The sequence below is a fragment of the Paenibacillus sp. D9 genome (assembly GCF_001188365.1).
GTDB classification, from domain to species: Bacteria; Bacillota; Bacilli; order Paenibacillales; family Paenibacillaceae; genus Paenibacillus_O; species Paenibacillus_O humicus.
This window is the reverse complement of sequence record NZ_JZEJ01000001.1, coordinates 4,383,642-4,407,183: the sequence shown is the minus strand read 5'-3', so window position 1 is coordinate 4,407,183 and position 23,542 is coordinate 4,383,642. Positions and strand designations below refer to the sequence as shown.

Below are 23,542 nucleotides of genomic sequence, written 5' to 3'. Positions count from 1 at the left end.
GCACGGCTTCGGCCCCTGTCCGCGCCAGCGCTTCGCGCAGCGCGGCTTCCAGCGGCGGCTGCGCGCCGCCGCCGGGGGTGAGGACGGTCAGCGATACCTGACCGTCCCTCACCATAATATCGCGGACGGCAATCCCGTCCGCGGCAAAAGCGGCCGTCACCGAATTGACGGCCTCTATCACGAGTTCACGTGTAAGCATGTTCCACTCTCCACCTTCCGCATAAATCCATTCCATTATAGCATAATGAAATCGGATTTCTCTCCTCTCCTACGGCCTTGCCGCCGGAGATGGGAGCGGCGAAGACGGGCTGGAGGAGCTGCCGGAAGGACGTTCGCCGCTGCTGTAGCGGAGAATGCCCTGATAGACCGCCGCCGCCACCTGCTTCTGATACCCGGCGTCGCCAAGCCTGGCGGCCTCGCCCGGATGCGACAGGAAGCCTACCTCGACAAGAGCGCTCGGCACCGTATCGACGGCTTGGAGCAGATACACTGTATTGGGAGCCTTGGCGGCCACGCGCTCCGTATTCTGCAGGTTGACGCGGATCTCATCCTGGATGAGAGCTGCAAGCGCGGCATTGCCTTCATGGTTCGGGTAGTAGAACGTCTGGGCTCCCGACCATTTGGGCGAAGGGATGCTGTTCATGTGGATGCTGATCATAAGATCCGCTTGATGCTCCTGCACGAATTTGGCCCGCTTCGCCAAATCCTCGCTCTTCCGTTTGCGGTAGGCTTTCGTATCCGGTGAAGCCAGATCCGTATCTCCCTCCCTCGTCACGTATACAAGGGCGCCCGATTGCTGCAGATAATCCCGCAGCTGGAGCACGATCGCCAGGTTGAGATCCTTCTCGACCAAGCCGCTTTTGCTTACCGCGCCTCCATCCGGCCCGCCGTGTCCCGCATCGAGCACGATCGTCCTGCCGCTCAGCGGCATGGACCAGTCGCTCCATGTGCGGGCCGCCGGCATCTGCTCCGTCAGCATCCAGGCGAGAAGCGCCAGCATGCCTGCGATGATGCCCAGCCGGGTCCAGCCCCGCGGATTCATCCAGACGACGACGCGTCTGCGGCTGCGGTACAGGCCATGCCTATTGTCTTCGGCCACTTTTTTTGTCAAAAAAACACCCCATCCCGCATACATGATCGGCAGCCGCGGGGCTCATGTGGCAAGCCATCCGCGCTCTAATCATTTATATGGGACAGGGCGTTCATTCATTCCGGTTTGTCCGGCTTAGGCGTTCGCAGGCTGCTCCTGCATGCCTTCAATGAGAATCTGGGCCACTTCCGGACGGGAGAACTCCGGAGGCGGGCAGATGCCGCCGCGCAGCATCTCGCGAACCTTCGTGCCCGAGAGCGCGACATGCTCCGACTTGTCATGCGGACAAGTCTTGCTCGTAGCCATGTTGCCGCATTTCTTGCAGAAAAAGCTGTGCTCGAAATACAGCGGGGTGATGTCCAGATCTTCCGCCGGGAACGTCTTCAGCAGATCCTGGGCCTCATAGGTGCCGTAGTAATCGCCGACTCCGGCATGGTCGCGCCCGACGATGAAATGCGTGCAGCCGTAATTCTTCCGCACGAGCGCGTGGAAAATCGCTTCGCGCGGGCCCGCATAACGCATAGCCGCCGGGAACACCCCGAGAAACGTCCGGCTTTCCGGGTAGTAATTGTCCAGCAGGGCCAGATAGCTCTTCATCCGCACATTGGCCGGCACATCATCCGATTTGGTCTCTCCGACAAGCGGATTGAGGAAAAGCCCGTCTACAATTTCCATCGCGCATTTCTGGATGAACTCATGGGCGCGGTGGACCGGATTGCGCGTCTGGAAGCCAACGACCGTCTTCCAGCCCTTATCGGCGAAAATCTGGCGCGTCTGCGCCGGATCGAAATAAAACTCGCCGAACTTTTCCGGCTGCGGCCGGTTCAGAACGGTAATCGGACCGCCGACGTACGTATTCGGACGGGAGAAGAGCTTTTTCACGCCGGGATGCTCGAGATCATCCGTCTTGAACACCTGCACGGCTTCATGCTTCTGATCGACCGCATAGACGCTCTCCACGTCCAGCAGCGCATAGACGACTCCGTCCTCGCCCTTGAGGGCGACGCGCTGTCCCGCGGACAGTTCGGAAGCTGCCGCTTCATCTACAGCCAGCGTAATCGGAATGCTCCATACGATTCCGCTGGACAGACGCATCCGGTCCACGACCGAGCGGTAATCCTCTTCGCCGAGGAATCCCGTCAAGGGCGAGAACGCTCCGACGCCGATGAGGTCCAGATCCGAGATCGTCCAATTATCTACCGTCAAAGCCGTGAGGCTGCCGGCTTCCTGCAGCAGGCGCTCGCGCTCGGCCCCCTCTGCAATTCGGTTTACCAGTTCGCCGCCATGAGGCTTGATGCTTGCCATGTCCTTGTCCTCCCCGCGGCTCATTTATGCAGTCCGCATTCGGTTTTGTCGTTGCCCGACCAGCGTCCCGCGCGAGGGTCCTCGCCCGGAGCGACCTGGCGCGTGCACTGCTCGCAGCCGATGCTCGGGAAGTTGCGGTCATGCAGAGGGTTGTAGATGATGTCGTTCTCCCGGATATAGTTCCAGACGTCCTCGGAAGTCCAATCCGCGATCGGGTTGAATTTGACAAGCCCGAATTTCGTATCGTATTCGATCTTCTTGGCGTTCGCGCGCGTCGGCGCCTGATCGCGGCGGATGCCGGTAATCCATGCCTCGTATTGGGACAGGATGCGGGTGAGCGGTTCGACCTTGCGGATGTTGCAGCAAGCATTGGGATCGCTCTTCCACAGCTCCTCGCCATGCTGGGCCGCTTGCTCCTCCGGCGTGAGCACCGGCTTCACCTGAACGAACTTGATGCCGTATTTGGCTTCCATCCGGTCGCGCGTCTCATACGTCTCCGCGAAGTGAAAGTCGGTATCCAGATAGAAAATGTCCGAACGCGGGCTTATTTTCTGCAGCATGTCGACGAGAACGACGTCCTCGGCTCCAAAGCTGCAGGCAAACGTAATATTCGGGAAGGTTTCGACTGCGTATTTGAGGATTTCCTCCGGCGATGCCGTTTCCAGCTTAACCGCCTGCTCGGTAATCAGGGCTTCTTTTTCCAAAAGGTTCAAGGTGGTTCCCCTCCTAATCATTAATACCAAGTAAAAAACTATGCTTTACTATGATTATAAGGGGAACGTTGCCGTTGAGCAATTGTTTAATTCATCAAAAAAGCCCGAAATTCCTTGCTGTATAAGGGTTTCTTATCCATTGGATAAGGCTATCTTATGCGGTGCACTCCATCCTTGTCCGCATTGCGGGCAAGCTCCGTCAAGTATTCGAAGAAAGCATCGCGGTTCACGTCGTCCACGACGGTAACCTTTCTTCCGCCTTCCTTTTCCACCGTGCGTCCTTGAGACGGACCGGATGGGATGACGTCGCAAGTCGCCTCTCTCGAGGATACGAGCTCAGGCTTGCCGATGATCGCGGTCGTCAGGACATCCCACAAATAATAAGTGGAGTTGGTCGCGAAGTGAACGAGCGGAGGAACGGTAGCATAACATTGCCCCAGGAAGTCGATTCCCTCATGACGGCGGTTCTGCGCCCACTCCTTGCGGGTTTCCACCATGAGCGGCACTTTGTTCGTGCTTTCCAACGCAACCATATCGATCGCGATGCCGCTGTCCCATACACGCTTGGCGGCCTCGGGATCCCAATAGCTGTTCCATTCCGCCGTGCCGTCATGCTCGGGCTCGTGCACGTTGCCTTCCGGAAGGAACGTTCCGCCCATCCAGTACAGCTTCTCGATCTTGCTTTCAATGGAGCTGTCGACGTCGAGAGCCCGGGCAAGATCCGTGAGCGGTCCCGTGAACAGCAAGGTCACCGGCTCCTTGCTTGCCTGAAGCTTGTCCACGATATCCAGATGCGCCGGCTTCGCAGCCTCTTGCGTAACGACCTCAGGGCGCTCATTCAGCAAAGGAAGGGCATCGACATAGAATGCATGCATGCGCCAATCCTTTGGAAACGGGTTTTTTCCTCGGGAATCGGAACGGGCAACTTCCAATCCCTTCAGCTCCGGAGCGCCATAACGGTCGATGATCTTGCGGCTCGCCGATACGGCCGGCTCCACGTAGCAATCCGCGTCGATTACGGATACGCCGATCAGATCGACATCTTTCATTTGAAGCAGCAAAAAGAGGGAGACGAGATCGTCGACACCTCCGTCGTGATTGAAGTAAACGGGTTTGCGGAAATTCGAATTCATGGGTCATCTTCCTTTCTTATGTAAGCCTTGGAGATAGGTTGAAGCCTTTGCCTTGTGCGGAGTAGAGTTCTACCCGTTTAGCTTAAAATCTGCTCTTAACGATATAAGTCCCCTATAGCTTTCGCCGGCCGCCTACAAAAAACACCTTTTCCGCGACAGCGGAAAAGGTGCTTGTAAAACCTATTAACGTTTCGAGAACTGAGGAGCACGACGAGCTGCTTTGAGGCCGTACTTCTTACGTTCTTTCATCCGCGGGTCACGCGTCAGGAATCCAGCGCGCTTCAGGGATGGACGGAATTCCGGATCTGCTTTGAGCAGAGCGCGGGAAATGCCGTGACGGATGGCACCGGCTTGACCGGAAGTGCCGCCGCCATGCGCGATGACGATCACGTCGTATTTGCCGACTGTTTCCGTCAGGGCAAGCGGTTGTTTAACGATCAGCTTCAGCGTTTCAAGACCGAAGTAATCGTCCATTTCGCGCTTGTTGATAATGATTCGTCCTTCACCCGGCACGAGACGTACGCGTGCTACGGAGTGCTTACGACGACCAGTTCCATAGTATTGAACTTGAGCCATTGTAGGGTCCTCCTTCTAATTAACCGCGCAGCTCGTAAGCTACCGGATTTTGTGCTTGGTGCGGATGTTCCGATCCAGCGTATACTTTGAGCTTCAGCTTCATTTTGTTGCCGAGACGGTTCTTAGGAAGCATGCCGTGTACGGCGTACTCAACGAGGCTCTCAGGCTTCTTGATCAGCTGGTCCTTGGCAGGAGTCACTTTCAAACCGCCTGGGTGCATGGAGTGACGGTAGTAGTTCTTGTCATTCCATTTGTTGCCTGTCAGAACGATTTTCTCCGCGTTGATGACAACGACGAAATCGCCGGTGTCGATATGTGGAGTGAATTGCGGCTTGTGCTTGCCGCGGATCAGGCTTGCAACTTCGCTGGCCAGACGGCCAAGCGTTTGGCCTTCAGCGTCAACGATGTGCCAGTTGCGTTGAACTTCGGTAGGCTTAGCCATATAAGTGGAGCGCATGAGGGGATCCTCCTTCAATGTTTACGATCATTTATCATGAAACACACGTTTCAAGGTCAATTATCATGGTAGGGTTATTGCTTGTGTTGCCTTTCGGGTTGTGACTTTCTTACGCGGGGCTGTGGGAGAGCCAATAAGAAAGCACAAGTTATATATTACAATAACGGAGCGCCCAGTGCAAGGATTTTTGGAATCGAATCACGATAATATCACGATATCGGACCGGTATATTTATCCTAGGAAACTGTTCCAAACATCTGCAGTCAGGATTGCTCGCCATAATCCACTTCAACCAGCGTCAATCCATAAGGAACGGCCGTCGGGCCGGCTGCTTGACGATTCTTGGCCAGAATGATTCCGCCCATCGAATCCGGATCCAGCTTGCCTTTGCCGACGAGCAGCAGCGTCCCGGTTATGATCCTGACCATATTGTAAAGGAAGCCGTTCCCCGTCAAATAAAGATCCAGGTGAGGGCCCTCCTGCCGAAGCTCCGCCTCGTAAATCGTCCTCACATGCGAGATCTTGTCCGAATGGACCGTTGTGAACGAGGTGAAGTCATGTTCGCCAACGAAATATTCAAGCGCTCTGCGCATGGCCCCGACGTTCAATTGTGGTGCTGGATGATGAAAATGATAATTACGGCGGAAGACGTCATTGAATTTGCCGGTATAGATCGAATAACGGTATGTCTTGCGCTTGGCTGCATATCTGGAGTGAAATTCAAGCGGTACTTCCACCGCATTCTCCACGATTCTTATATCGGAGGGCAGCCGGCTGTTGAGAGCCAGGGACCACCGTTCAACCGCTATCTGCGCCTCGGTGTAAAAGTTGAACACCTGCCCCAAGGCATGCACTCTGGCATCCGTTCTTCCTGAGGCGGTGATGTGGGTTTTAGCATCCGTAAGCACCTCGATCGCCTGCTCAATGACGTCCTGGACCGTATTTCCTCCCGGCTGGGATTGAAATCCGCTGTAGGCGGTGCCGTCGTAGGCTACCTTCATCCGTATGTTTCTCAAAGCTTTTCTCTCCTTGGCCGCCTTTGAAAATTCTATCCTTGGCATGGCAAAGATTCCTCGTGCTCAGACTGCCTACTTGTAACACCGCTGCGCATTCAAATGATCGTTCCGATCGCTGTTGAAGCCGTATTTCCTGATCAGATTCAACAGGGTTGAAATCCGTCTTCAAAGGCGACCGCTTAGCTGCCTAATCCCGCAAAAGCATGCGGGTCCCCCTTAGGTCGGCAGCTGTCGTTTCTCCACGAATCATTCGATTGCTCCGCTGCTATGTGCAAGCATCTTTCATCGATCGAGGAACCTTTGCAGCCCGTCTGAAATTCCACACGCCCCCCAAGGGGTCAAAGGCAAGCTGCACGGCCTGCCGGAGGGCAAAAGAAAAAAGGTGGCCGCTTAGGTCCACCTTTTGCTTGCCGCCGGCAGCGGCAGCGGGTGCTATTTACGCGCGGTCAACCAGTTCGAGGAAGACCATAGGAGCCGAATCGCCGCGGCGAGGTCCCAGCTTGAGGATACGAGTGTATCCGCCAGCGCGCTCGGAGTAGCGGCTCGCAAGTTCCGAGAACAGCTTTTGGATTGCGTCCTGCTCTCCGTCGATCGTTTCGCGGCGCACGTATGCAGCCACTTGACGGCGGGCGTGGAGATCTCCGCGCTTCGCTTTCGTGATCAGTTTTTCTGCAATCGAACGCACTTCTTTCGCTTTCGCTTCGGTCGTCTGAATGCGCTCGTACAGGAACAGGTCGGTAACAAGGTCACGGAACAGTGCTTTCCGCGCGCTTGCGTCGCGTCCCAGTTTAGAGTATGCCATCGATTTCCCCTCCTTGATGCTTATTCTTCCGTGCGGAGGCCAAGACCAAGCTCTTCGAGCTTCTCCTGAACTTCTTCCAAAGACTTGCGGCCCAGGTTGCGGACCTTCATCATGTCTTCTTCCGTCTTCAGGGTCAGTTCTTGAACGGTGTTGATGCCAGCACGTTTAAGGCAGTTGTAAGAACGGACGGACAGGTCCAGTTCCTCGATCGTCATCTCGAGAACCTTTTCCTTCTTGTCCTCTTCCTTCTCAACCATAATTTCCGCGTCTTTAGCTTCATCGGTCAGTCCGACGAACAGGTCCAAATGCTCGGTCAAAATTTTAGCGCCGAGGCTTACAGCCTCTTCGGGGCGGATGCTTCCATCCGTCCATACTTCAAGCGTCAGCTTGTCGTAGTTGGTCACCTGACCGACACGTGTATTCTCAACGCTATAGTTCACACGAGTAATTGGCGTGTAAATCGAATCAACGGGGATGACGCCAATCGGCTGGTCTTCACGCTTGTTGCGGTCTGCTTGCACATAACCGCGGCCGCGATTGGCGAAAATCCTCATATGGAGCCGTGCGCCGGAAGCCAAGGTTGCGATATGAAGATCAGGGCTGAGAATCTCGACATCGCTGTCTGCGCGGATGTCGCCCGCCGTTACGTTCCCTTCGCCTTCTGCATCAATTTCCAGCACCTTCTCTTCGTCGGAGTGGATTTTGAGCGACAGGCCTTTCAGGTTCAGGATCATTTCGGTAACGTCCTCCATGACCCCCGGAACCGTGGAAAACTCGTGAAGAACTCCGTCAATCTGCACGGACGTCACTGCCGCGCCGGGAAGCGACGAGAGCAGGATGCGGCGAAGCGAGTTTCCGAGTGTCGTGCCGTAACCCCGTTCCAGGGGCTCGACGACAAATCGGCCATAAGCTCCGTCGTCACTCAGCTCAACGGTTTCGATTTTCGGCTTTTCGATCTCAATCACTATAGTACCCTCCTTCAAAACGTCGCTCCGTATCAATAACGTTCAATGGCGTCAAATCATGTAGTATGCCAAACCTTCACAACCATTATTCACAAGTTGCAGCAATTTGATACCACAGACCGACGAACTATACGCGACGGCGTTTCGGCGGACGGCAGCCGTTGTGAGGAACCGGAGTTACGTCCTTGATCAGGTTCACTTCGAGGCCAGCGGCTTGAAGGGAACGGATCGCGGCTTCACGGCCGGCGCCAGGTCCTTTAACCATGACTTCAACGGCTTTCATGCCATGTTCCATAGCGGCTTTAGCAGCGGATTCCGCAGCCATTTGAGCGGCGTAAGGCGTGCTTTTACGCGAGCCTTTGAATCCGAGGTTGCCGGAGCTTGCCCAGGAGATGGCGTTGCCGTGCGGATCCGTAATCGTGACGATCGTGTTGTTGAACGTCGAGCGGATGTGCGCTACGCCGGATTCGATATTCTTCCGGTCACGGCGTTTGGTGCGAACCACTTTTTTAGGTTTAGCCATTGTTGTTTATCCCCCCTTATTTCTTCTTGTTCGCTACAGTCCGACGAGGACCTTTACGCGTACGGGCGTTGGTCTTCGTGCGTTGTCCGCGAACCGGCAGACCGCGGCGGTGGCGGATACCACGGTAGCATCCGATTTCAACAAGACGTTTGATGTTGAGGGAAATCTCGCGGCGGAGATCGCCTTCTACTTTAACAGACTTGTCGATTACTTCGCGCAGCTTGCTTACTTCGTCTTCCGTGAGGTCGCGAACGCGCGTGCTTGCGCTGACGCCAGTTTCAGCCAGGATCCTCTTAGCGGTCGTTTGACCGATGCCGAAGATGTACTGGAGAGCAATCTCAACGCGCTTGTCGCGCGGCAAATCCACACCAGCTATACGTGCCATGGGCAGTGTCCTCCTTTCTTAACCTTGTCTTTGTTTGTGTTTCGGATTTTCGCAAATGACCATAACGTTGCCTTTGCGGCGAATGACTTTGCATTTCTCGCAAATAGGCTTAACCGAAGGTCTGACCTTCATTGGTAATTACCTCCCGATTCCTTCTTCCGTCGAACCCGCGGTTCTACTTCCGATAGGTAATGCGTCCTCTGGATAAATCGTAAGGCGACAACTGGATAACCACTTTGTCTCCGGTCAGAATACGGATAAAGTGCATTCTGAGCTTGCCGGATACATGAGCGAGAATCTGGTGACCGTTCTCCAGTTCAACCCGGAACATGGCGTTAGGCAGCGGTTCAATAACCGTTCCTTCGACTTCAATGACGTCTTCCTTGGCCATCCTCATTCTCCTTTCGATCAGCGTACTTCTGTATGACGAATCTAAGCTTGGCATTGGTCACCCGGCCCGTCTCGGACATGCTGTCCGAAACTTCGCTGCTGAGAGCCGGCAGTAACTGAAGATGCTGGATGTTTTTCTTCTTCGGCGAGTCGAAGCGCCGTGCATCTCCATCGGCGATCAAGACGAACCGGTCGTCGATCAATCCGATGATGATGGCGCAGCTGCCCTCGTCCTTGCCTCGAAGCACTTTGACAAGACGGCCGATCTGAGCCAGCGGATCCAAGTTCCTCTTACTCCGAATCCGGCAGCTTCGTCAAAATCTCGCAGCCGTTCTCCGTGACCGCAACCGTGTGCTCGAAATGAGCGCACCAGGAGCCGTCAACCGTTACAACCGTCCAATTGTCCGTCAGTGTCCGGACATAACGCTCCCCGATGTTCACCATCGGCTCGATGGCCAGCACCATGCCTGGTTTCAGCCTCGGGCCCCGGTCCGGAATGCCGTAGTTCGGAATCTGCGGCTCTTCGTGAAGATCCTGGCCGATTCCGTGACCTACATATTCGCGAACGATGGAGAAGCCCTCGTCTTCCACCGCTTTCTGGATGGCGTGCGAGACCGTATACAGCCGAACATCCGGTTTGACCTGTTCAAGCCCGGCGAACAGCGAACGTTCGGTGACCTCCAGCAGTCGGGAGACTTCATCCGTAACCGTCCCTACCGGATAGGTCCAAGCCGAATCCCCATGGTAGCCCTCGTACTGAGCGCCGATATCAAGCGTGATGATATCGCCTTCGTTCAGCTTGCGGGATCCAGGGATGCCGTGCACCAGTTCTTCGTTGACAGAAGCGCAAATGCTGCCAGGAAATTGATTGTAGCCCTTAAACGACGGAATAGCGCCTTGACTGCGAATGTAGCGATCGGCGATATCATCCAGCTCGCGGGTCGTAATGCCCGCCCGCACAGAAGCAGCCATAAGACGGTGTGTCTCGGCTACTATGCGTCCCGCCTCTCTCATGAATCGCAGTTCGGCTTCAGACTTGCAGATTATCATTCGTTCGAACCCCGCAGAGCGGCAACGATCTCGGCCGTTACTTGGTCAATTTCCTTCTCTCCGTCCACTTCGCGCAGCAAGCCTTTGCCGCCGTAGTATTCCAGAAGAGGAGCCGTCTTCGAGATGTACTCGTCGAGGCGTGTACCGACCTTCTCCTCGGTGTCGTCCGAACGCTGGTAAAGCTCTCCGCCGTCCTTGTCGCAGATGCCTTCAACCTTGGGAGGGTTGAACATCACGTGATAAGTGGTGCCGCAGGTTTTGCAGATGCGGCGTCCCGTCAGCCTGGCCAGCAACAGACCGCGATCGACATGCAGGTTGACTACATGATCGATGCCGCGTCCCATTTCCGCCAGCATGGCGTCAAGCGCTGCAGCTTGCTGAAGAGTGCGCGGGAAGCCGTCCAGCAGGAAGCCTCTCTCGCAATCAGCCAGCAGCAGGCGTTCCCGCACGATCCCGTTGGTGATTTCATCCGGGACAAGAAGACCTTGATCCACGAATTCCTTCGCCTTTTGGCCAAGCGGAGTGCCCTGCTTCATCGCCAGCCGGAACGCATCGCCGGTGGAGATGTGAGGAACGTTGAACTTTTCTACGATTCTCTCGGCCTGGGTGCCTTTGCCGGCCCCCGGAGGACCCATGAAAAGAATGTTCATCCTGTCTTCCTCGCTTTAAGCACAATAGGCACGCGCGGGCTGACCACTACCTCCAGCTGGAGCCAGCAAGCCGCCCGTTCGAAGCCCAGTGTTATTTATTGATAAACCCTTTGTAGTGACGCTTGATCAATTGGGTTTCGATCTGCTTCATCGTGTCGAGAGCGACGCCGATGACGATCAGCAGCGAAGTACCGCCAAGCTGAATCGAACGATCCAAGCCGGCCAAGGATCCGAACAGTATCGGCATCAGCGAGATAACCGCCAGGAACAGAGCTCCGAAGAGGGTTATGCGGGACATGACGCGCGTAATGTAGGTCGAGGTCGGTTTGCCCGGGCGAACGCCTGGGATATAGCCGCCGTTCTTCTTCATTTGATCCGCCATCTGTACAGGGTTGATCTGCACGAAGGTGTAGAAGAAGGTGAAGCCGATAATCAGTATAACATAGATCACCATGCCGAGCGCCTTGTCGTAGCTCAGGTGGTTGATGATCCATTGAGCCCAGCTGTGGCCGGACCAGAACTGAGCGATCGTCGACGGGAACATCAGCAGCGATACCGCGAAGATGACCGGGATAACCCCTGCGCCATTGACCTTCAGCGGAATATGCGTCGATTGTCCGCCGTACATCTTGCGTCCTACAACACGCTTGGCGTATTGGACAGGAATCTTGCGGATGCCCTGTTGGACGAAGATGACGCCGACGAGCACGGCCAGAACCACAATCAGAATGGCCAGAACCTTCAGCACGCCCATGAATACTTCACCAGGCTGATCTACGAAGTAAGTCGTGTAGATCTTCCCGATGTGGCCCGGCATGGCTGCGATAATACCCGCGAAGATAATTACCGAGATGCCGTTGCCGATGCCGCGCTCCGTAATCTGCTCGCCCAACCACATGAGGAAGGCTGTACCGGCCGTCAGGATGACGGCGATCATCGCATAGGTAGCGAAGCCCGGATTTTGAACCAGTTCCATGTTAGTGAGACGATTGAAGCCTACTGCCGTGGCAAAGCCCTGAACAAGACCCAACACAATGGTACCATAGCGCGTAATCTGCGCCAGTTTCCGTTTGCCGTTCTCGCCTTCCTTGGCCCATTCTGCGAAGCGCGGAATGACATCCATGGAAAGCAGCTGCACGATGATCGATGCCGTGATGTACGGCATGATTCCGATCGCGAAGATCGAGAATTTGAAGAGCGCGCCGCCCGTGAACGTGTTCAGCAAACCGAACAGATCCGAACCTTGGTTATTGCTTGTGAAGACGCTCTTGTCGATGTTGGGCACCGGAATGAAGGAACCGATGCGGTATACAAGCAAAATGAAAAGGGTAAAGAGGATCCTCTTGCGAAGGTCTTCCACTTTCCAAATGTTTGAAACCGTCTTGAACAATTAGATCACCTCGGTTTGACCGCCGGCAGCCTGGATCTTCTCTACCGCAGATTGAGAGAACTTGCTTGCTTTAACCGTAAGTTGAACCGTTACTTCGCCATTGCCGAGAATCTTGATTCCTGCGAGAGGGTTTTTGATGATGCCCTTCTCAACGAGAACTTCAGGAGTTACTTCGGAGCCAGCTTCAAATACATTCAACTCTTCGATGTTGACAATCGCGTACTCTTTGCGGAATGGATTGTTGAAACCACGCTTAGGCAGACGACGATACAGCGGGTTTTGACCGCCCTCGAATCCAGGACGCACGCCGCCGCCGGAACGGGCATTTTGACCTTTATGGCCTTTGCCCGCCGTTTTGCCGTTGCCGCTACCGATACCGCGTCCTTTACGGAACGGGCTCTTGCGGGAACCTTCAGCTGGTTTAAGATCATGCAATTTCATCGTTCGTTGCACCTCCTTGTTGCTCTTTGAAAGTCTATGGATAGCGATTTGCTCGCTCTTATACTTCTTCTACTTTAACCAGGTGGTTAACCGTAGTCACCATGCCGCGGATAGCGGGGCTGTCGTTAAGGACAACCGTCTGGCGAATTTTGCGAAGACCGAGCGAAGCGACCGTTGCGCGCTGCTTCTCGTTGCGGCCGATCAGACTGCGGACGAGGGTTACTTGCAATTTAGCCATCGTGTTCCCCTCCTTAACCCAAGAGCTCTTCGACAGTTTTTCCGCGAAGCTTGGCAACATCTTCAGCGCGTTTCAGGCGGGAAAGGCCTTCGAGCGTTGCGTTAACCATGTTCATGGAGTTGGAAGAACCGAGGGATTTGGTCAGGATGTCGCCGACACCTGCCAGTTCCAGTACTGCACGCACAGGGCCGCCGGCGATAACGCCGGTACCTTGGGATGCTGGCTTGAGAAGAACTTCGCCAGCGCCGAAGTGGCCGAGCACCAAGTGCGGGATCGTCGTGTTCACGAGAGGAACAGAGATCAGGTTTTTCTTGGCATCCTCAATACCTTTGCGAATGGCTTCAGGTACTTCAGCTGCTTTGCCGATACCAGCGCCTACATGTCCTTTGCCGTCTCCGACAACGACCAGGGCGCTGAAGCTGAAGCGGCGTCCGCCTTTAACTACTTTTGCTACGCGGTTGATGTGGACAACCTTTTCGGTCAGTTCACCCAACGCATTTGCATCAATACGCAAGTCGATTTACCTCCTTTTAGTTAGAATTGGAGACCCGCTTCACGGGCTGCATCAGCCAGTGCTTGAATCCGTCCATGGTACAGGTAGCCTCCACGGTCGAATACGACGCTCTCATGGCCTTTATCCTTCGCACGCTTAGCGATCAGTTCGCCTACGAGCTTAGCGGATTCGACGTTGCCGCCGTTGTTCACTTTCTCAGCAAGCTCTTTGTCCAGCGTAGATGCGGACGCGATCGTTACTCCAGCCACATCGTCGATCAGCTGAGCGTAGATGTGCTTGGAGGAGCGGTAAACGGAAAGCCGAGGACGCGCTACAGTGCCGTTGATTTTCTTGCGCACGCGCAGGTGGCGTTTCAGACGGGCTTTGTTTTTGTCGCCTTTGGTGATCATTGAGGGATCCTCCCTTCTTGAATAGATGAACCTCTATACCAATAAGCATAGCCTTATGCTTATTTTTTCTTACCGGCTTTGCCTTCTTTGCGGATAATGCGCTCGCCTTCGTACTTGATGCCTTTGCCTTTGTATGGCTCTGGCTCGCGTACGGAGCGGATTTTCGCAGCCGTTGCGCCGACAAGCTCTTTGTCGATGCCGCGGACCGTGATTTTGTTGTTACCGATCACTTCGAACTCGATGCCGTCAGCAGGCACGATTTCAACCGGGTGGGAGTAGCCGACGTTGAGGACGACTTTCTCGCCGGATTTGCTAGCGCGGTAACCAACGCCTACCAGCTCAAGATTCTTGGAGAATCCATCCGTTACACCGCTGACCATGTTCGCGATGATGCTGCGGGTCGTGCCGTGCAGGGAGCGGTGCAGCTTGTTGTCGGAAGGACGTTCTACGAGGATCGTGCCTTCTTCCAAGTTGACTTTGATATCTTTGTGAACCGGACGGCTAAGGGAACCTTTCGGTCCTTTTACCGTGATCACCGTTTCGTCCAGGGAAACATTCACGCCGCTAGGGACGGTAATCGGTTTGCGACCAATACGGGACATTGTTGCACCTCCTATCGTTGTGGCGATTTATTACCAGACGTAGCAGACGACTTCGCCGCCAGCTTTGCCTTGACGTGCTTCTTTGTCGGTCATAACTCCCTTGGATGTGGAGATAATCGCGATTCCGAGACCGCCGAGTACGCGCGGAACCTCGTTGGATTTCGTGTAAACTCGCAGGCCGGGCTTACTGATACGTTTCAGACCAGTAATGACACGCTCGTTGTTGGAGCCGTATTTCAGGAAAATACGGATCATCCCTTGCTTGCTGTCCTCGATATATTCAGCGTCACGAATGAAGCCCTCGCGCTTGAGAATATCAGCGATTTGCTTCTTGATTTTCGAAGCGGGCATTTCAACGGTTTCATGACGAACAAGATTCGCGTTGCGGATACGGGTAAGCATATCTGCGATCGGATCAGACATAACCATTCTTGTGTACCTCCTTCCCGACTAAAGCTGATTACCAGCTGGCTTTTTTGACGCCAGGGATCTGGCCTTTGTATGCTAATTCACGGAAACAAATCCGGCAAATTTTAAACTTTTGCAGAACCGAGTGCGGACGTCCGCAACGCTCGCAACGAGTGTAGGCGCGGACTTTGAACTTCGGAGCGCGTTGCTGCTTAACTTTCATCGAAGTTTTTGCCACTTTGGTATTACACCTCCTGATTCGCGATTACTTCGCGAACGGCATTCCCAGTTGGGTCAGCAGCTCACGAGATTCTTCGTCCGATTGAGCCGTCGTTACGATAACGACGTCCATACCGCGGACTTTATCGACTTTATCGTATTCGATCTCCGGGAAGATCAGCTGCTCTTTAAGGCCAAGGGTGTAGTTGCCGCGACCGTCGAAAGCTTTGGTCGATACGCCGCGGAAGTCGCGTACGCGAGGCAGGGCAACGTTGAACAGCTTGTCGAGGAAGTAGTACATGCGGTCACCGCGCAGTGTAACTTTAACCCCGATCGGCATATTTTCACGAAGCTTGAAGCCAGCGATGGACTTCTTCGCACGCGTGATTACCGGTTTTTGACCGGAGATGAGGCGGAGATCTTCGACAGCGACGTCAAGCACTTTGGAGTTGGCAACAGCTTCGCCTACGCCCATGTTGATGACGACCTTCTCGATCTTCGGCACTTGCATCACCGTCTGGTAGCTGAACTTCTGCATCAGAGCAGGAGTGATTTCATTCAGAAAACGATCTTTCATTCTTGCTGCCATGGTAAAGGGTCCTCCTTTCCGTAAAGAGTAATTAGTCGATAACTTCGCCGGAGCGCTTAGCTACGCGGACTTTTTTGCCGTTATCAAGCACTTTGTAGCCGATTCGCGTTACTTTGCCGCTCTTCGGATCTACGTGCATCACGTTGGAAACGTGGATCGGAGCTTCCTGCTCGAGGATGCCGCCCTGCGGGTTCGCTTGGGAAGGACGCGTATGCTTCTTCACCATGTTAACGCCTTCGATCAGGACACGGTTCTCACGAGGGTAAGCTGCGATGACGCGGCCTTTTTTGCCTTTATCCTTGCCCGTGATGACGATAACGGTATCGTCTTTCTTCACGTGCAGCTTGTTGTTGTGGGATTCCAGAACTTTTTTAACCTTTGGCATGTGTTACACCTCCTGCTCCTTGACTTCAATCACGCCGCCAGGGCGTTAATTAGATAACTTCCGGTGCAAGCGATACGATCTTCATGAAGTCTTTCTCACGAAGCTCACGGGCAACTGGTCCGAAGATACGGGTACCGCGCGGGCTCTTGTCTTCCTTCACGATGACTGCTGCATTCTCGTCGAATGCGATGTAGGAACCGTCCTTACGGCGAACTGTACGCTTCGTGCGCACGATAACCGCTTTGACTACATCGCCTTTTTTGACAACGCCACCGGGTGTTGCTTGTTTGACAGAGCAGACGATCAGATCGCCGATGTGTCCTACGCGACGTCCCGTACCACCCAGAACGCGGATACACATCAGTTCCTTTGCGCCAGAGTTGTCAGCAACCGCAAGGCGTGTAAAAGGTTGAATCATTGAAATGTCCTCCTTTCAGTCATGATGGCCGAATCGTCTTAAAGTACAACGGCTTCTTCGACGACTTGAACCAGTCTCCAACGCTTGTCTTTCGACAGCGGACGAGTTTCCATGATTTTAACCGTATCACCGATTTTCGCAGTGTTGTTTTCATCATGGGCTTTGAATTTCTTCGTGTATTTGATGCGTTTATGGTACAGATCATGTTTTTTGTAGGTTTCTACAGCCACCACGATCGTTTTATCCATTTTGTCGCTGACCACTTTGCCAATCTGAACTTTGCGGTTGTTGCGTTCGCTCATGTTCTTCCTCCTTCCTCAGGCTGGGCCGTTCAGGCACAGGGCTGAATTAGCTGCTGATTCCCAGTTCTCTTTGGCGCAGTACCGTTTTGGCACGTGCGATTTCTTTCCGTACCGCGCTGATGCGGGTTGGATTATCCAATTGGCCGGTAGCCAGTTGGAAGCGGAGGTTGAACAGCTCTTCTTTAAAGCCGGCAACCTTTTGGTTCAGCTCGTCAGTGGTCAGGTTGCGGAATTCATTAGCTTTCATTTGCTTCACCACCCACTTCTTCGCGTTTCACAAACTTCGTTTTAACCGGGAGCTTGTGGGCCGCAAGGCGCAATGCTTCGCGCGCGATTTCCTCGGATACGCCGGCAAGTTCAAACATCACTTTGCCCGGTTTAACGACGGAAACCCATTTCTCCACGTTACCTTTACCGCTACCCATCCGGACCTCGAGAGGCTTTTGGGTGATCGGCTTGGAAGGGAAGATCTTGATCCAAACTTTACCGCCACGTTTGATGTAACGGGTCATGGCGATACGAGCGGATTCGATCTGACGGTTCGTGACCCAACCAGGCTCAAGCGCTTGAAGGCCGAATTCACCGAAGTGAACTTCCGTGCCGCCTTTAGCGCGGCCTTTCATATGTCCGCGTTGTTCTTTGCGGTGTTTGACGCGTTTAGGTACCAACATGATTAGTTGCCTCCTTCCTGGACGGCTGCTTTCTTCTTCACAGGAAGGATTTCACCGCGGTAGATCCATACTTTTACGCCGATGCGGCCGTAAGTCGTATGTGCTTCAGCTGTGCCGTAGTCGATATCGGCGCGCAGCGTATGAAGCGGCACGGTTCCTTCGCTGTATCCTTCTTGACGAGCGATCTCGGCGCCGCCGAGGCGACCGCTGACAGAAGTTTTGATTCCTTTTGCGCCTGCGCGCATCGAGCGCTGCAGAGCTTGCTTCATCGCGCGGCGGAACGAAGTCCGGCGCTCAAGCTGTTGTGCGATGCTTTCGGCAACGAGCGTTGCGTCCAGATCGGCTTGTTTGATTTCGGAGATGTTGATGTGAACCTTTTTGCCGTTCGTCAGGCGAGTCAGCTCGTTGCGAAGGTTCTCAACTTCAGAACCGCCCTTGCCGATGACCATGCCTGGCTTCGCGGTGTTGATCGTGACGTTCACGCGATTGGACGCGCGCTCGATCTCGATGCGGGACACAGCAGCGTCTTTCAGCTTGCCTTTGAGGAATTCGCGAACTCGAACGTCTTCCATCAGAAGATCGCCGAAATCTTTACCGGCGTACCATTTGGATTCCCAATCCCGGATGACCCCGATGCGAAGACCAACCGGATTTACCTTTTGACCCACTCGTTATCCCTCCTTATTTTTCAGATACGACCAGCGTAATGTGGCTGGTGCGCTTGTTGATGCGGCTTGCGCGGCCCATAGCGCGCGGCATAAACCGTTTCATAGTCGGCCCTTGGTTAACGAATACCTGGGATACGACCAGTTTGTTCACGTCGAGCTGGTAGTTATGCTCGGCGTTCGCAATTGCAGAGTTCAGAAGTTTTTCCACGATCGGGGATGCGGAGCGCGGAGTGTGGCGCAGGATTGCGATCGCCTCGCCAACTTGCTTGCCGCGGATCAGGTCAACAACGAGCTGAGCTTTGCGCGGTGCAATGCGCACTTGGTTAGCATGTGCTTTAGCTTCTGCCATGACAGGTACCTCCTCTCAAACAGCGATGGTATGGAAAGGGCAACGCAACTTAACGTCTGCCCGTTTTTTTGTCGTCGTCGTGACCTTTGTAGGTACGAGTCGGCGCGAATTCACCGAACTTGTGTCCAACCATGTCTTCCGTCACGTATACCGGCACGTGCTTGCGGCCGTCATAAACAGCCAGCGTGTGTCCGATGAATTGCGGGAAGATGGTGGAACGGCGGGACCAGGTTTTGATCACCGTTTTCTTGTTCGCTGCATTCAGTTCTTCAACTTTCTTCAGCAGGTACCCGTCGATGAAAGGACCTTTTTTCAAACTACGACCCATGGATCTGCTCCTCCCTTCCTCGAAGCGTTAGCGTGACGTACTTACGTCACGCACAATCGCTCAAGCGGTTATTATTTCGTACGGCGACGAATAATATATTGGCTCGATGCTTTCTTCTTCTTGCGCGTTTTGGCACCAAGGGTTGGTTTGCCCCATGGAGACATAGGCGACTTGCGTCCGATTGGAGCGCGGCCTTCACCACCACCGTGAGGATGATCGTTAGGGTTCATGACAACGCCGCGAACTTCAGGACGCTTGCCCAGCCAACGGGAACGGCCGGCTTTACCGATTTTCACGAGCTCGTGATCCTCGTTGCCCACAGAACCGATCGTTGCACGGCAAGTTTTCAGGATGCGGCGCACTTCACCGGAGCTAAGACGGATAACCACGTAGGATTCCTCTTTGCCGAGAAGTTGAGCTTCCGTGCCGGCTGCGCGAACAAGTTGTCCACCTTTGCCAGGCTTCAGCTCGATGTTGTGGATAAGCGTACCGACTGGAATGTTTTCCAGTGGAAGCGCGTTGCCCACTTTGATGTCTGCGGATGGACCGGAAACGATCGCATCGCCGACTTTAAGGCCTTTAGGCGCGATGATGTAGCGCTTCTCGCCATCGACGTAGTTGATCAGAGCGATGTTCGAAGTACGGTTCGGATCGTATTCGATCGTCGCTACGCGGCCTTCGATGCCGTCTTTGGTCCGCTTGAAGTCGATGACGCGGTATTTGCGCTTGTGTCCGCCGCCGTGGTGACGAACCGTGATTTTACCCTGGTTGTTCCGGCCGGCTTTTTTGAAAAGCGGCGCCAGGAGCGATTTCTCCGGCACGTTTGTTGTGATCTCTTCGAATGTCGAGACCGACATGTGGCGGCGAGCCGGGGAAGTCGGTTTGTACTTCTTGATAGGCACTTTGTTTCCCTCCTTATCTTGTCAGGTTAGACCGACTCGAAGAATTCCAGCTCTTTGCTGTCTTCGCTCAGTTGAACGAAGGCTTTCTTCCATTCGGACGTGTATCCGGAATGACGGCCGTAGCGCTTAGGCTTGGCTGGCACGCGAAGCGTGTTCACGTTCGTCACCTTAACGCTGAAGATCTGCTCGATGGCAGCTTTGATTTCCGTTTTGTTGGCACGGATGTCAACTTCGAACACATAGCGTTTTGCGCCCATGAGCTCAGTTGTCTGTTCCGTGATAACCGGGCGCTTGATAATATCGCGTGGATCTTTCATTACGCAAGCACCTCCTGTACTTTCTCGACCGCATCCTTGGTGATGATGAGTTGGTCATGCGACAGCACATCCAGAACATTGATGCCCGAGGCTGCGACGAACTTCACACCAGGAATGTTGCGGGCGGACAGAGCCACGTTGTTCTCGAATTCAGCCGTAACGACGAGCGCTTTGCGGCCTACTTTGAGGTTGTTCAGAACGGCTTGGAATTCCTTTGTCTTCGGAGCTGCGAAGCTCAGTTGATCGAGAACGATCAGCTCGCTAGCGATGACTTTGGAAGACAGTGCCGAACGAATAGCCAGACGACGAACTTTGCGTGGCAGTTTGAAGCTGTAGCTGCGCGGAGTCGGTCCGAATACCGTACCGCCGCCAACCCATTGCGGGGAGCGGATGGAGCCTTGACGCGCGCGTCCGGTTCCTTTTTGCTTCCAAGGTTTGCGGCCACCGCCGCGAACTTCGGAGCGTCCTTTGGTTTTGTGCGTGCCAGCGCGCTCGGCTGCTTGTTGCAGCAAAACTGCGCTATGCAGTACGTGAGTGTTAGGCTCGATGCCGAAGACATGCTCGGAGAGCTCGATGTCGCCGACTTTTGCGCCGCTCACATTTACCACATCTACTTTAGGCATAGCTTGTTCCTCCTTTCTTCAGGCGGCGAGTTATTTCTTCACCGTTTGTTTGATTTTAACGAAGCTGTTTTTAGGACCCGGAATGGAGCCTTTAACGAGCAGTACGTTGCGTTCAGCATCGACGCGTACGACTTCAAGCTTCTGAATCGTAATCGTCTCATGGCCCATATGTCCCGGAAGGCGTTTGCCTTTAGGTACGCGGTTCGCTTGGATGGAACCCATCGAACCAGGACCGCGGTGGTAACGCGAACCGTGCGCCATAGGGCCGCGGCTTTGTCCCCAGCGTTTGATAACGCCTTGGAAGCCTTTGCCTTTGGATACGCCCGTCACGTCAACGAACTCGCCTTCAGCGAACAGGTCAGCTTTGATTTCTTGGCCAACTTCGTATTCGCCCAGGCTGATGCCACGAATCTCACGAACGTAGCGCTTAGGAGCCGTATTGGCTTTTTTGGCATGGCCGACTTGCGGCTTGTTGGCGTTATTCTCTTTTTTGTCAGAGAAACCGAGCTGAACAGCTTCGTAGCCATCATTTTCTTGGTCTTTCTTTTGCAGGACGACGCATGGGCCGGCTTCGATAACCGTGACTGGCACGACATTACCCTCAGCTGTGAACACTTGCGTCATTCCGAGCTTTTTACCTAAGATACCCTTCATGTTGACACCTCATTTCGTTCTCACATTAGCTTACGCTTGTGGATAACTTACAGTTTGATTTCGATATCTACACCGGACGGCAGGTCCAGGCGCATCAGAGCATCGACCGTTTGCGGAGTCGGGTTCACAATATCGATCAGACGCTTATGCGTACGCTGTTCGAATTGCTCGCGCGAATCCTTGTACTTGTGTACTGCACGGAGAATGGTGATGATTTGCTTTTCCGTCGGAAGCGGAATCGGACCGGAAACGCCTGCCCCGGAACGTTTTGCAGTTTCAACGATTTTCTCTGCAGACTGATCAAGAATGCGGTGATCGTATGCTTTCAAGCGAATACGAATCTTTTGCTTTGCCATATAAGTCCCTCCTTCTATCGCCCAATTTAGTATCGGACATACTCCGCGTGAACTCCTTACACATGCTCCATGGCAAAGGAGCCGGGTGTGTCAGCAACCTCCCGCATCATCGCAACGTCACAGACCAACAGACAATATTTTATCACGTCACACATGCTAATGCAACATGTAAATAGGCTTGCGCTCATGTTATCTTCTTTTGCTCGAAAAAGCCTCCTGCAGGCTGTTTTTATCGTTGAAGAATTAGGACGTATACGAGATTCGGATGATTGGATTCCTCCCTGGAATGGAGAGAGTCGATTGCGTTTCTTCTATATAAATGGAGAGGCGTAATCAACGGCCATCTATGGCCATAAAGGTTGTAGTAGCCAACTCACCGCCCTATTCCTTTTTACAGCCGTTTCATCTCAGAACCAGTGCGAAGGATACGAATACAAATTAAAAATGAATACAAAAAAGCCCCCGCCGAAGCGAGGGCTTGTCCGATCCGCAGCTAGTGCTGCAGGATCATTATTTTTGGATGGATGCTACGGCGCCAGCGCCTACCGTACGGCCGCCTTCGCGGATCGAGAAGCGAGTTCCTTCTTCGATAGCGATTGGAGCGATCAGTTCAACGGTAACCGTGATGTTGTCGCCAGGCATAACCATTTCCGTACCTTCAGGCAGGTTGATGATGCCCGTTACGTCCGTTGTACGGAAGTAAAACTGTGGACGGTAGCCTGTGAAGAAAGGCTTGTGACGTCCGCCCTCTTCTTTAGTCAGGACGTAGATTTGAGCCGTGAAGTTCGTGTGCGGCTTAACCGAACCCGGTTTAGCCAGAACTTGTCCACGCTCGATGTCTTTACGGTCAACACCGCGAAGCAGTGCGCCGATGTTGTCGCCCGCTTGAGCGGAGTCCATCAGCTTGCGGAACATTTCCACGCCCGTAACGACGGATTTGCGGGATTCTTCAGCCAGACCGATGATTTCAACTTCGTCGGAGACTTTGACTACGCCACGGTCGATACGGCCAGTTGCAACCGTACCACGGCCCGTGATCGTGAACACGTCCTCGACAGGCATAAGGAAAGGCTTAGCCGTGTCGCGCTCTGGAGTCGGGATGTACGTATCAACTTGCTCGAAGAGCTCGATGATTTTGTCAGCCCAAGGACCGTCTGGGTTTTGCAGAGCTTCACGAGCAGCGCCGCGGATGATTGGAGTGTCGTCGCCTGGGAACTCATACTCGTTAAGAAGGTCGCGAACTTCCATCTCAACCAGCTCGAGGAGCTCTTCGTCTTCAACCATGTCGCATTTGTTCAGGAATACGACGATGTAAGGCACGCCTACTTGGCGGGAGAGCAGGATGTGCTCGCGCGTTTGCGGCATAGGGCCGTCAGCTGCGGATACAACCAGGATCGCGCCGTCCATTTGAGCTGCGCCGGTGATCATGTTTTTAACATAGTCGGCGTGGCCTGGGCAGTCAACGTGTGCATAGTGACGGTTAGGCGTTTCGTACTCAACGTGAGCCGTGGAGATCGTGATACCGCGCTCGCGCTCTTCTGGAGCTTTGTCGATTTGGTCGAAAGCCGTAGCTACGCCGCCGTATTTTTTGGAAAGAACAGTCGTGATGGCAGCCGTCAGCGTCGTTTTACCATGGTCGACGTGACCGATCGTACCGATGTTAACGTGCGGTTTATTACGTTCAAATTTAGCTTTTGCCATTGAACTTAATCCTCCTTAAGGTC

Annotated in this window: 39 protein-coding genes and 1 pseudogene; all 40 read right to left on the bottom strand. The window is 54.0% G+C overall.

Going from position 1 to position 23,542, the window contains the following annotated elements; all coding sequences use genetic code 11:
* A pseudogene (locus VE23_RS27470) lies at nucleotides 1-199 on the bottom strand (MRP family ATP-binding protein); the annotation flags it as partial.
* 69 nt (nucleotides 200-268) lie between these two features.
* Entirely contained in the window at nucleotides 269-1,075 is an 807-nt protein-coding gene (cwlD, locus tag VE23_RS19800) for an N-acetylmuramoyl-L-alanine amidase CwlD (RefSeq protein ID WP_048743685.1), read from the bottom strand.
* Nucleotides 1,076-1,225: 150 nt separating this feature from the next.
* Nucleotides 1,226-2,395 carry a sulfate adenylyltransferase gene (sat, locus tag VE23_RS19795; RefSeq protein WP_049868853.1) on the bottom strand — a complete coding sequence of 390 codons (1,170 nt, stop codon included), beginning with the start codon at nucleotides 2,393-2,395 and terminating at the stop codon, nucleotides 1,226-1,228.
* Between the two features lie 20 nt (nucleotides 2,396-2,415).
* Nucleotides 2,416-3,108, bottom strand: a complete 693-nt coding sequence (locus VE23_RS19790) for a phosphoadenylyl-sulfate reductase (RefSeq protein WP_049868852.1) — start codon at nucleotides 3,106-3,108, stop codon at nucleotides 2,416-2,418.
* Between the two features lie 149 nt (nucleotides 3,109-3,257).
* Nucleotides 3,258-4,241, bottom strand: a complete 984-nt coding sequence (locus tag VE23_RS19785; protein WP_048743574.1) for a nucleoside hydrolase — start codon at nucleotides 4,239-4,241, stop codon at nucleotides 3,258-3,260.
* A gap of 183 nt (nucleotides 4,242-4,424) precedes the next feature.
* A complete protein-coding gene (gene rpsI / locus VE23_RS19780; RefSeq protein ID WP_021878300.1) occupies nucleotides 4,425-4,817 on the bottom strand; it encodes a 30S ribosomal protein S9 in 393 nt (130 codons plus the stop codon).
* Nucleotides 4,818-4,836: 19 nt separating this feature from the next.
* Nucleotides 4,837-5,274 carry a 50S ribosomal protein L13 gene (rplM, locus tag VE23_RS19775; RefSeq protein WP_048743578.1) on the bottom strand — a complete coding sequence of 146 codons (438 nt, stop codon included), beginning with the start codon at nucleotides 5,272-5,274 and terminating at the stop codon, nucleotides 4,837-4,839.
* Between the two features lie 263 nt (nucleotides 5,275-5,537).
* The gene (gene truA, locus VE23_RS19770) at nucleotides 5,538-6,290 is read right to left on the bottom strand and encodes a tRNA pseudouridine(38-40) synthase TruA (protein WP_049868850.1); all 753 of its coding nucleotides are present in this window, start codon (nucleotides 6,288-6,290) and stop codon (nucleotides 5,538-5,540) included.
* Between the two features lie 436 nt (nucleotides 6,291-6,726).
* Nucleotides 6,727-7,092 carry a 50S ribosomal protein L17 gene (gene rplQ / locus VE23_RS19765; RefSeq protein WP_048743581.1) on the bottom strand — a complete coding sequence of 122 codons (366 nt, stop codon included), beginning with the start codon at nucleotides 7,090-7,092 and terminating at the stop codon, nucleotides 6,727-6,729.
* 20 nt (nucleotides 7,093-7,112) lie between these two features.
* Entirely contained in the window at nucleotides 7,113-8,057 is a 945-nt protein-coding gene (locus VE23_RS19760) for a DNA-directed RNA polymerase subunit alpha (protein WP_049868849.1), read from the bottom strand.
* A gap of 127 nt (nucleotides 8,058-8,184) precedes the next feature.
* A complete protein-coding gene (gene rpsK, locus VE23_RS19755) occupies nucleotides 8,185-8,580 on the bottom strand; it encodes a 30S ribosomal protein S11 (protein WP_021878306.1) in 396 nt (131 codons plus the stop codon).
* Nucleotides 8,581-8,596: 16 nt separating this feature from the next.
* Nucleotides 8,597-8,965, bottom strand: coding sequence for a 30S ribosomal protein S13 (rpsM, locus tag VE23_RS19750; protein WP_048743584.1), 369 nt, complete (start codon nucleotides 8,963-8,965; stop codon nucleotides 8,597-8,599).
* 18 nt (nucleotides 8,966-8,983) lie between these two features.
* Entirely contained in the window at nucleotides 8,984-9,097 is a 114-nt protein-coding gene (rpmJ, locus tag VE23_RS26070) for a 50S ribosomal protein L36 (protein WP_021296640.1), read from the bottom strand.
* A gap of 43 nt (nucleotides 9,098-9,140) precedes the next feature.
* Nucleotides 9,141-9,356 (bottom strand): translation initiation factor IF-1, encoded by a 216-nt coding sequence (infA, locus tag VE23_RS19745; protein ID WP_048743586.1) that lies wholly within the window; start codon nucleotides 9,354-9,356, stop codon nucleotides 9,141-9,143.
* Nucleotides 9,334-9,639, bottom strand: a complete 306-nt coding sequence (locus tag VE23_RS19740; protein WP_048743588.1) for a KOW domain-containing RNA-binding protein — start codon at nucleotides 9,637-9,639, stop codon at nucleotides 9,334-9,336. Before VE23_RS19740 ends, infA begins: the two co-directional genes overlap by 23 nt.
* 7 nt (nucleotides 9,640-9,646) lie before the next feature.
* Nucleotides 9,647-10,405 carry a type I methionyl aminopeptidase gene (gene map / locus VE23_RS19735; protein WP_021878309.1) on the bottom strand — a complete coding sequence of 253 codons (759 nt, stop codon included), beginning with the start codon at nucleotides 10,403-10,405 and terminating at the stop codon, nucleotides 9,647-9,649.
* On the bottom strand, nucleotides 10,402-11,055 hold the full coding sequence (locus tag VE23_RS19730) for an adenylate kinase (RefSeq protein WP_021878310.1): 654 nt from the start codon (nucleotides 11,053-11,055) through the stop codon (nucleotides 10,402-10,404). Before VE23_RS19730 ends, map begins: the two co-directional genes overlap by 4 nt.
* A 91-nt stretch (nucleotides 11,056-11,146) precedes the next feature.
* Nucleotides 11,147-12,445 (bottom strand): preprotein translocase subunit SecY, encoded by a 1,299-nt coding sequence (gene secY, locus VE23_RS19725; RefSeq protein WP_021878311.1) that lies wholly within the window; start codon nucleotides 12,443-12,445, stop codon nucleotides 11,147-11,149.
* Complete coding sequence (rplO, locus tag VE23_RS19720; RefSeq protein WP_048743590.1) at nucleotides 12,446-12,886, bottom strand: 50S ribosomal protein L15; 441 nt, start codon at nucleotides 12,884-12,886, stop codon at nucleotides 12,446-12,448. It abuts the gene before it with no gap.
* A 58-nt stretch (nucleotides 12,887-12,944) separates the two neighbouring features.
* Nucleotides 12,945-13,124 carry a 50S ribosomal protein L30 gene (gene rpmD / locus VE23_RS19715; protein ID WP_021878313.1) on the bottom strand — a complete coding sequence of 60 codons (180 nt, stop codon included), beginning with the start codon at nucleotides 13,122-13,124 and terminating at the stop codon, nucleotides 12,945-12,947.
* A gap of 13 nt (nucleotides 13,125-13,137) precedes the next feature.
* Nucleotides 13,138-13,638 carry a 30S ribosomal protein S5 gene (gene rpsE / locus VE23_RS19710; protein ID WP_048743592.1) on the bottom strand — a complete coding sequence of 167 codons (501 nt, stop codon included), beginning with the start codon at nucleotides 13,636-13,638 and terminating at the stop codon, nucleotides 13,138-13,140.
* A gap of 20 nt (nucleotides 13,639-13,658) precedes the next feature.
* Nucleotides 13,659-14,027, bottom strand: a complete 369-nt coding sequence (rplR, locus tag VE23_RS19705) for a 50S ribosomal protein L18 (RefSeq protein WP_048743594.1) — start codon at nucleotides 14,025-14,027, stop codon at nucleotides 13,659-13,661.
* 59 nt (nucleotides 14,028-14,086) lie between these two features.
* Nucleotides 14,087-14,629 carry a 50S ribosomal protein L6 gene (gene rplF / locus VE23_RS19700; RefSeq protein ID WP_049868848.1) on the bottom strand — a complete coding sequence of 181 codons (543 nt, stop codon included), beginning with the start codon at nucleotides 14,627-14,629 and terminating at the stop codon, nucleotides 14,087-14,089.
* A gap of 30 nt (nucleotides 14,630-14,659) precedes the next feature.
* A complete protein-coding gene (rpsH, locus tag VE23_RS19695) occupies nucleotides 14,660-15,058 on the bottom strand; it encodes a 30S ribosomal protein S8 (RefSeq protein WP_021878317.1) in 399 nt (132 codons plus the stop codon).
* A gap of 31 nt (nucleotides 15,059-15,089) precedes the next feature.
* Nucleotides 15,090-15,275: a type Z 30S ribosomal protein S14 gene (locus tag VE23_RS26065; RefSeq protein ID WP_010348808.1), complete on the bottom strand. Its 186-nt coding sequence runs from the start codon at nucleotides 15,273-15,275 to the stop codon at nucleotides 15,090-15,092.
* A gap of 27 nt (nucleotides 15,276-15,302) precedes the next feature.
* On the bottom strand, nucleotides 15,303-15,845 hold the full coding sequence (rplE, locus tag VE23_RS19690) for a 50S ribosomal protein L5 (protein WP_021878319.1): 543 nt from the start codon (nucleotides 15,843-15,845) through the stop codon (nucleotides 15,303-15,305).
* Nucleotides 15,846-15,876: 31 nt separating this feature from the next.
* The gene (rplX, locus tag VE23_RS19685; RefSeq protein WP_021878320.1) at nucleotides 15,877-16,230 is read right to left on the bottom strand and encodes a 50S ribosomal protein L24; all 354 of its coding nucleotides are present in this window, start codon (nucleotides 16,228-16,230) and stop codon (nucleotides 15,877-15,879) included.
* Between the two features lie 49 nt (nucleotides 16,231-16,279).
* Nucleotides 16,280-16,648: a 50S ribosomal protein L14 gene (gene rplN, locus VE23_RS19680; protein ID WP_048743599.1), complete on the bottom strand. Its 369-nt coding sequence runs from the start codon at nucleotides 16,646-16,648 to the stop codon at nucleotides 16,280-16,282.
* Between the two features lie 38 nt (nucleotides 16,649-16,686).
* On the bottom strand, nucleotides 16,687-16,950 hold the full coding sequence (rpsQ, locus tag VE23_RS19675; RefSeq protein ID WP_021878322.1) for a 30S ribosomal protein S17: 264 nt from the start codon (nucleotides 16,948-16,950) through the stop codon (nucleotides 16,687-16,689).
* 46 nt (nucleotides 16,951-16,996) lie between these two features.
* The gene (gene rpmC / locus VE23_RS19670) at nucleotides 16,997-17,197 is read right to left on the bottom strand and encodes a 50S ribosomal protein L29 (RefSeq protein WP_048743602.1); all 201 of its coding nucleotides are present in this window, start codon (nucleotides 17,195-17,197) and stop codon (nucleotides 16,997-16,999) included.
* Nucleotides 17,187-17,621, bottom strand: a complete 435-nt coding sequence (rplP, locus tag VE23_RS19665; RefSeq protein ID WP_048743604.1) for a 50S ribosomal protein L16 — start codon at nucleotides 17,619-17,621, stop codon at nucleotides 17,187-17,189. The genes rpmC and rplP overlap by 11 nt, the downstream gene beginning before the upstream one ends.
* Before the next feature lie 2 nt (nucleotides 17,622-17,623).
* Entirely contained in the window at nucleotides 17,624-18,289 is a 666-nt protein-coding gene (rpsC, locus tag VE23_RS19660; RefSeq protein ID WP_021878325.1) for a 30S ribosomal protein S3, read from the bottom strand.
* Nucleotides 18,290-18,302: 13 nt separating this feature from the next.
* On the bottom strand, nucleotides 18,303-18,638 hold the full coding sequence (gene rplV / locus VE23_RS19655) for a 50S ribosomal protein L22 (RefSeq protein WP_021878326.1): 336 nt from the start codon (nucleotides 18,636-18,638) through the stop codon (nucleotides 18,303-18,305).
* Between the two features lie 49 nt (nucleotides 18,639-18,687).
* Nucleotides 18,688-18,966 (bottom strand): 30S ribosomal protein S19, encoded by a 279-nt coding sequence (gene rpsS / locus VE23_RS19650; RefSeq protein WP_021878327.1) that lies wholly within the window; start codon nucleotides 18,964-18,966, stop codon nucleotides 18,688-18,690.
* Between the two features lie 71 nt (nucleotides 18,967-19,037).
* Nucleotides 19,038-19,868 (bottom strand): 50S ribosomal protein L2, encoded by an 831-nt coding sequence (rplB, locus tag VE23_RS19645; protein ID WP_021878328.1) that lies wholly within the window; start codon nucleotides 19,866-19,868, stop codon nucleotides 19,038-19,040.
* A gap of 26 nt (nucleotides 19,869-19,894) precedes the next feature.
* Entirely contained in the window at nucleotides 19,895-20,185 is a 291-nt protein-coding gene (rplW, locus tag VE23_RS19640; protein ID WP_021878329.1) for a 50S ribosomal protein L23, read from the bottom strand.
* Nucleotides 20,185-20,808 carry a 50S ribosomal protein L4 gene (rplD, locus tag VE23_RS19635; protein WP_021878330.1) on the bottom strand — a complete coding sequence of 208 codons (624 nt, stop codon included), beginning with the start codon at nucleotides 20,806-20,808 and terminating at the stop codon, nucleotides 20,185-20,187. Before rplD ends, rplW begins: the two co-directional genes overlap by 1 nt.
* A gap of 30 nt (nucleotides 20,809-20,838) precedes the next feature.
* Nucleotides 20,839-21,462: a 50S ribosomal protein L3 gene (rplC, locus tag VE23_RS19630; RefSeq protein ID WP_021878331.1), complete on the bottom strand. Its 624-nt coding sequence runs from the start codon at nucleotides 21,460-21,462 to the stop codon at nucleotides 20,839-20,841.
* Between the two features lie 47 nt (nucleotides 21,463-21,509).
* Complete coding sequence (gene rpsJ / locus VE23_RS19625; RefSeq protein WP_017692074.1) at nucleotides 21,510-21,818, bottom strand: 30S ribosomal protein S10; 309 nt, start codon at nucleotides 21,816-21,818, stop codon at nucleotides 21,510-21,512.
* 510 nt (nucleotides 21,819-22,328) lie between these two features.
* On the bottom strand, nucleotides 22,329-23,519 hold the full coding sequence (gene tuf / locus VE23_RS19620) for an elongation factor Tu (RefSeq protein WP_021878333.1): 1,191 nt from the start codon (nucleotides 23,517-23,519) through the stop codon (nucleotides 22,329-22,331).
* Between the last annotated feature and the right edge of the window lie 23 nt (nucleotides 23,520-23,542).